We start from the raw sequence: 6359 nt of genomic DNA, 5'->3' as shown, positions 1-6359 counted from the left end.
AAGCCAAGCTTGCGTCAAAAGCTGGTTAATCTGTCTGGAGTAAATCTTGAGTAAACCTTTAAAAATTATTTTTGCGGGAACACCTGACTTTGCCGCGCAACATCTTGATGCTTTAATAAAATCAGAGCACCAAGTAATCGCTGTGTATAGCCAACCAGATCGCCCAGCAGGTCGCGGCAAAAAATTAAAAGCGAGTGAAGTAAAGCAGCTTGCTTTAACCCATGATATTCCAGTTTATCAACCAGAGAACTTTAAATCAGACGATGCCAAACAACAGCTTGCAGATTTAAATGCAGATATTATGGTAGTCGTTGCGTATGGCCTATTGCTACCAAAAGCAGTATTAGAAACACCAAAACTCGGCTGCATCAATGTGCATGGTTCAATTCTTCCTCGCTGGCGCGGTGCTGCCCCTATCCAACGCGCAATTTGGGCTGGTGATGCTGAAACTGGTGTAACTATCATGCAAATGGATGAAGGTTTAGATACTGGCGATATGATTTCCATTGCCACTTGTCCTATTGAGGCGACAGATACAAGTGCAAGTCTATACAGCAAGCTTGCTGAACTTGGTCCGACGGCGCTTATCGATACTTTAGCCACAATTGCCAATGGCACAGCTAATGCCGAAAAGCAAAATGACGAATTAGCCAATTACGCGAAAAAGCTTAGTAAAGACGAAGCAAATATTGATTGGCAAATGACTGCACAACAAATCGAACGTAATATTCGCGCCTTTAACCCTTGGCCAATTTGTTTTACACAAATGCAAGGTAACACGGTAAAAGTATATGCTGCTGAATTGGTCGATGGTACAGGTCGTGCAGGTGAAGTGTTAGCTGCTGACAAATCGGGTGTAACCGTTGCAACAGGTGACGGCGCACTAAAAATCACGCAACTGCAGCCTCAAGGTAAAAAGCCAATGTCGGCACAAGATTTCTTAAATGGCCGTGCTGACTGGGTAGCTGTTGGTTCTATTTTAGGTGAAAGTAATGAGTAGTGTTCGTGCTTATGCAGCTGAAACACTGCATCTAGTGGTTGATAAAGGTCACTCATTATCGCAAGTATTACCAAGATACTCTGACAAACTGCCAGCAAAAGAGCGCCCTCTTTTACAACAGCTTTGTTATGGCGTTTTACGCTACTTACCAAGCTTAGAAAACTACTGTTCTCACTTGCTTGAAAAACCTTTAAAAGGCAAACAGCGTCCTTTCCAATTTTTGCTTTATGTGGGTATTTATCAGCTTCAGCACATGCGTATTCCAGCACATGCGGCACTTGATGAAACAGTAAATGCGGTTAAAACAATGCGTGCACCAGGCCTTAAAGGCTTAGTAAACGCAGTACTGCGTAACTTTCAGCGCCGCCAAAGTGAACTGGAAAATTTAGCCGATCAAATTGATGCCTGTAAGTACAATCACCCTGGTTGGTTTTTAAATAAGCTAAAAGCAGCTTACCCTGACAACTGGCAAGATATTGTCGAAGCAAACCAAGTACAAGCGCCAATGTGGTTGCGCGTTAATAGTAACTACTATTCGCCTAAAGAGTATCGAGATTTACTGCTTGATGCAGATATTGAAGCACATTTAGTTGATCAGTTTGATGATGCACTAGTACTCGAAAGTGCTGTTGATGTATTTAAATTACCTGGCTTCGAGTTAGGTCATAGCTCAATACAAGATGGTGCTGCACAACTTGCGGCAAGATTGCTCGAACCAAAAGATGGCGACAAAATTCTTGATGCCTGCGCAGCCCCTGGTGGTAAAACGTGTCATATTTTAGAGCTAGCGGAATGTGATGTTACTGCCCTTGATCATGACGCAATCCGTCTTGAGCGCGTACAGCAAAACTTAGAACGAATTGGCCTAAAGGCAAAGCTAATAAGTGCAGATGCGAGCCAACCTGACGACTGGTGGGATGGCGAACAGTTTGATCGTATCTTGTTAGATGTGCCCTGTTCTGCAACAGGCGTAATTCGCCGTCACCCCGATATAAAATGGCTACGTCGAGCATCTGATATCGAACAGCTAGCCAAGCTGCAGCAACAAATACTTGAACAAATCTGGCCATTATTAAAATCTGGTGGCACATTGGTGTATGCAACATGCTCTGTTTTACCGGAAGAAAATACCAACCAGATAAAACAGTTTTTAGCACAGCATGCTGATGCTAAGCATATCGCACTCAATTTAGCAGATACCAGCGAGCAGCCTGGCTGGCAATTACTGCCAGATGAGCATGATGGCTTTTTCTACGCAAAAATTGAAAAATTATAATTAAGGCGATGCTCGCCAACTAAGCGATTGACAGTATGAAAATTATCATTTTAGGTGCCGGACAAGTTGGCGGTACCTTAGCAGAAAACCTAGTAGGTGAAAAAAACGAAATCACCGTAGTTGATATTAACCGAGAAAAGCTTCGCGTATTACAAGATAAATATGATCTTCAGGTAGTATCTGGTCATAGTGCTCACCCTGAGGTATTACGCCAAGCTGGCGCTGAAGATGCCGATATGATTATCGCCGTTACTAGCTCTGACGAGGTTAATATGATTGCCTGTCAAATCGCTTACAGTATTTTTAATACACCAACTAAAATTGCTCGAATTCGCTCTGAGCAATATCTCAAATACAAAGAACAACTATTCCATAACCATGATTTACCGGTTGATCACTACATTGCGCCTGAACAACTGGTTACTCACTATATTCACCGCTTAATTGATTACCCTGGTGCACTACAAGTACTGCAATTTGCTGAAGGGAAATTATCGCTGGTAGCGGTAAAAGCGTATTACGGCGGTTTACTCGTTGGTTATGCACTATCAGCACTAAAAAAACATATTCCTAATGTTGAAACACGCGTTGCTGCAATTTACCGTAAAGGTCGACCAATTAAACCGCTAGGCACAACGGTTATTGAAGCCGATGACGAAATCTTTTTCGTTGCTGCAACGAAACATATTCGTGCGGTAATGAGCGAGCTACAAAAGCTCGAGCAATCGTATAAAAAAATTATGATTGTGGGTGGCGGTAATATTGGTGCAGGCCTTGCCCGCACGTTAGAGAAGAGTCACAGCGTAAAACTGATTGAGCGAAATCCTGAACGTGCAGAGTACCTCTCAGGCACTCTGGACCGTACCGTTGTTTTTTGCGGTGATGCATCAGACCAAGAATTATTATCGGAAGAACACATTGAACAAGTCGATGTATTTATTGCCGTTACTAATGATGATGAAGCAAACATTATGTCAGCCATGCTTGCCAAACGCATGGGTGCACAAAAAACCATGGTATTAATTCAACGTGGCGCCTATGTTGATCTAGTGCAAGGTGGTGAAATTGATATTGCTATTTCCCCACAACAAGCAACGATTTCAGCCTTATTAACTCACGTTCGACGTGGTGATATTGTTAATGTGTATTCACTACGCAAAGGCGCTGCTGAAGCCATTGAAGCTGTAGCACACGGCGACGAAACCACCTCAAAGGTTGTCGGTCGAGCCATTCAAGATATCAAATTACCAGCGGGTACAACCATTGGTGCTATCGTGCGTAATGACGATGTATTGATTGCACATGATGATACCGTGATCCTCTCAGGTGACCATGTCATTATGTTCCTTATCGATAAAAAACAAATTCACGTGGTTGAGAAACTCTTCCAAGTAAGTGCTATCTTTTTGTAAATAATTAATATTTTTTAAGAACATTAGTATCAAATCCAGCCGAAACTTCGTTTCGGTCTGGTGGTGTTGAATCATTACATACTAAGTCATCCTGACACTTGGGTCCGGTGCGTTACGCAGCAATCGAATCCATTTCTCGCGTTCGAGCAGATGTGACGTACAGGATGTACTAATGCCGCAATTACATGGATGTAAAGGAGCAGCCTAAACTTCGTTTCGGTCTGAAAGAGACGACCGATATATTAAGTCGTCCTGACGCTATATTCCAGTTCGCCCATCCAAGGGATCACAGAACAAATTACATACTAAGTCATCCTGACACTTGGTTCCGGCTCGAAATCCATTTCTCGCGTTCGGCCAGCTGTGACGTATAGGATGTACTAATGCCGCAATTACATGGATGTAAATGAGCGGCCTAAACTTCGTTTCGGTCTGGAATAAACGACCAATATATTAAGTCGTCCTGACGCGATATTCCGGCTCGAAATCCCTTTCTCGCGTTCGACCAGCTGCGAAACTTCGTTTCGGTCTGGTCTCACCCACGCCAGAATGTTGGGGTGAATAATACGAGTAGTGTGAAGATTTCTAGTCGGCCAAATACCATGGCGAGCGTTAGTATCCATTTAGCGGTATCAGTAATATCGCCAAAGTGCGCTGCAACATCACCTAAGCCTGGACCTAAGTTATTTAAGCAGGCGGCAGTTGCTGAGAATGCCGTGATGTTGTCCATTCCAGTTGCTAATAAGCACAGCATAATGATGACAAATACCAAAGCATAAGCTGAGAAAAAGCCCCATACAGCTTCAACTACTTTGTCGGGTAATGCTTTGCGACCAAGCTTAATTGAGTAAATTGCGCGAGGGTGAACCAAGCGGTTTAACTCGCGAATACCTTGTAAGTATAACAGGAACACGCGCACTACTTTCATGCCGCCACCTGTTGAGCCCGCACAGCCACCAATAAAGCTCGAAAAGATAAGCAAAATTGGTAAAAACAGCGGCCACTGCGAGAAGCTATCGGTGGCAAAGCCAGCCGTCGTACTGATTGAAACAGCTTGGAAAAGCGCTTGGTCAAATGCCTGATCGGTCGAGGTATAAATACCTGCAGAAGTAAGCACAAAAAAACACAAAAGCACTAAACATGTTTGAATAAATAGGAATACTTTGAGCTCTGGGTCACGCCAATAAACGCGAAAGTTTTTATTAGCTACCGCCGCATAGTGCAGAGAGAAGTTCACCGCGGCGATTAATAAAAACGCCACACAAATAATATTAATTAGTGGGCTATTAAAATGGCCAATTGACGCATCATACGTCGAAAAGCCCCCTATCGCGATAGTCGAAAAGGCATGGCAAATGGCATCAAACCAATTCATACCTGCCGCCCAATACGCCAAAGTACAAGCCGCCGTAAGCGATACATAAATATACCAAAGGTGTTTTGCAGTATCGGCGATGCGCGGGGTCATTTTAGAATCTTTTACAGGCCCCGGTGTTTCTGCACGGTAAAGTTGCATGCCACCGACACCAAGCATCGGCAGTACAGCAACAGCAAGTACGATGATACCCATACCACCTAGCCATTGCAGTTGCTGGCGATAGAATAAAATCGCTTTGGGTAAATACTCAATACCCGTTAAAACAGTCGCCCCTGTGGTGGTAAGGCCTGAGAATGACTCAAAAACAGAATCCGCAATAGATAGATTAGGTTCTTCTAAAAAGATCAGTGGTAACGAACCAAAGCTGCCCAGTACCAACCAAAACAAAACCACAATTAAGAAGCCTTCACGGGCTTTTAAGTCCCCTCGTTGTTTGCGGTTTGGGTAGTAGGCTATTAAGCCAATAATAATACTAAAGACAAATGCCAGAACAAACGGCACACCACCACCATCTTTATAGATAAGCGAAACGAGCGCTGGCGGGATCATGGTGATACTAAATAAGGCAACTAACTGCCCTAAAATTTTAATTATTGTTCTGTATTGCATTGCAAGAGTAAGAAACGAGCTATTTTAAGCTATTCTCTTACTGTTTTACTTTTAACTCAACAGCACCATTGGATATTTCATAAATATCTTTTATCGCTTGCTCTGCATTTCGCTCATCAATAGCGATTTGCCATGCAATATTTGCGGAAAATTCTTTCTCAATAGTACTGCCGCTAAACTGGCTATTAATATGCTGTTCAATTACACCTTGCAGTGCATAACTTGATTCACCCAGTAACGTCACCATGGGGACGCGAGTTAAGAGCTCTATGTCACTTAACGCATTATTCAGTGAGCCACCATACGCTCGCACTAATCCACCCGTGCCTAACTTTATGCCACCAAAATAACGCGTAATTACCGCGGTAATTTCACCAAGCCCTGAGCCCATCAAAACATTTAACATTGGCTTGCCCGCCGTGCCATTGGGTTCACCATCGTCAGAAAAGCCCAATACATGGCTACCACCAGGCTCGCCCGCGACATGTGCCCAACAGTTGTGACGTGCATCTGGGTATTCTAGATTGATACTTTTAATAAACGCTTTTGCATCTGCAATGCTTGGCGTATGTGCTATATGCACAATGAAAGTACTTTTTTTGATTTCTTCACGATACAAGGTTCGTGTTGCTGGGTACTGGTATTCTTGAGTCATAACTTACAAAATAAAAAGGAGCCATATGG

5 protein-coding genes are annotated in these 6359 nt (G+C 43.3%); 3 read left to right on the top strand and 2 right to left on the bottom strand.

The features are described from left to right. Positions 1-46 precede the first annotated feature (46 nt). Genes fmt through trkA form a run of 3 tightly spaced genes read left to right on the top strand, consistent with a single transcriptional unit; the run spans position 47 to position 3688 of the window. On the top strand, positions 47-1000 hold the full coding sequence (fmt, locus tag ON073_RS14930) for a methionyl-tRNA formyltransferase (protein ID WP_274762677.1): 954 nt from the start codon (positions 47-49) through the stop codon (positions 998-1000). Continuing rightward, entirely contained in the window at positions 984-2276 is a 1293-nt protein-coding gene (gene rsmB / locus ON073_RS14925) for a 16S rRNA (cytosine(967)-C(5))-methyltransferase RsmB (RefSeq protein ID WP_274762676.1), read from the top strand. Before fmt ends, rsmB begins: the two co-directional genes overlap by 17 nt. A gap of 35 nt (positions 2277-2311) precedes the next feature. Beyond that, positions 2312-3688 carry a Trk system potassium transporter TrkA gene (trkA, locus tag ON073_RS14920; protein ID WP_274762675.1) on the top strand — a complete coding sequence of 459 codons (1377 nt, stop codon included), beginning with the start codon at positions 2312-2314 and terminating at the stop codon, positions 3686-3688. 535 nt (positions 3689-4223) lie between these two features. Here trkA and ON073_RS14915 read toward each other — a convergent pair. After that, positions 4224-5675 carry a TrkH family potassium uptake protein gene (locus ON073_RS14915; RefSeq protein WP_274762673.1) on the bottom strand — a complete coding sequence of 484 codons (1452 nt, stop codon included), beginning with the start codon at positions 5673-5675 and terminating at the stop codon, positions 4224-4226. Between the two features lie 37 nt (positions 5676-5712). Further along, a complete protein-coding gene (locus tag ON073_RS14910; protein ID WP_274762672.1) occupies positions 5713-6330 on the bottom strand; it encodes a YigZ family protein in 618 nt (205 codons plus the stop codon). Positions 6331-6359: the final 29 nt, after the last annotated feature.

The organism is Pseudoalteromonas sp. G4 (genome assembly GCF_028875915.1).
Taxonomy (GTDB): Bacteria; Pseudomonadota; Gammaproteobacteria; order Enterobacterales; family Alteromonadaceae; genus Pseudoalteromonas.
This window is presented reverse-complemented; position numbering and strand designations above follow the sequence as displayed.

What these genes read in the sequence shown, in the direction of transcription:
- trkA (WP_274762675.1), top strand. Translation starts at nt 2,312, where the DNA reads ATGAAAATTATCATTTTAGGTGCCGGACAAGTTGGCGGTACCTTAGCA.
- ON073_RS14915 (WP_274762673.1), bottom strand. Translation starts at nt 5,675, where the DNA reads ATGCAATACAGAACAATAATTAAAATTTTAGGGCAGTTAGTTGCCTTA.
- ON073_RS14910 (WP_274762672.1), bottom strand. Translation starts at nt 6,330, where the DNA reads ATGACTCAAGAATACCAGTACCCAGCAACACGAACCTTGTATCGTGAA.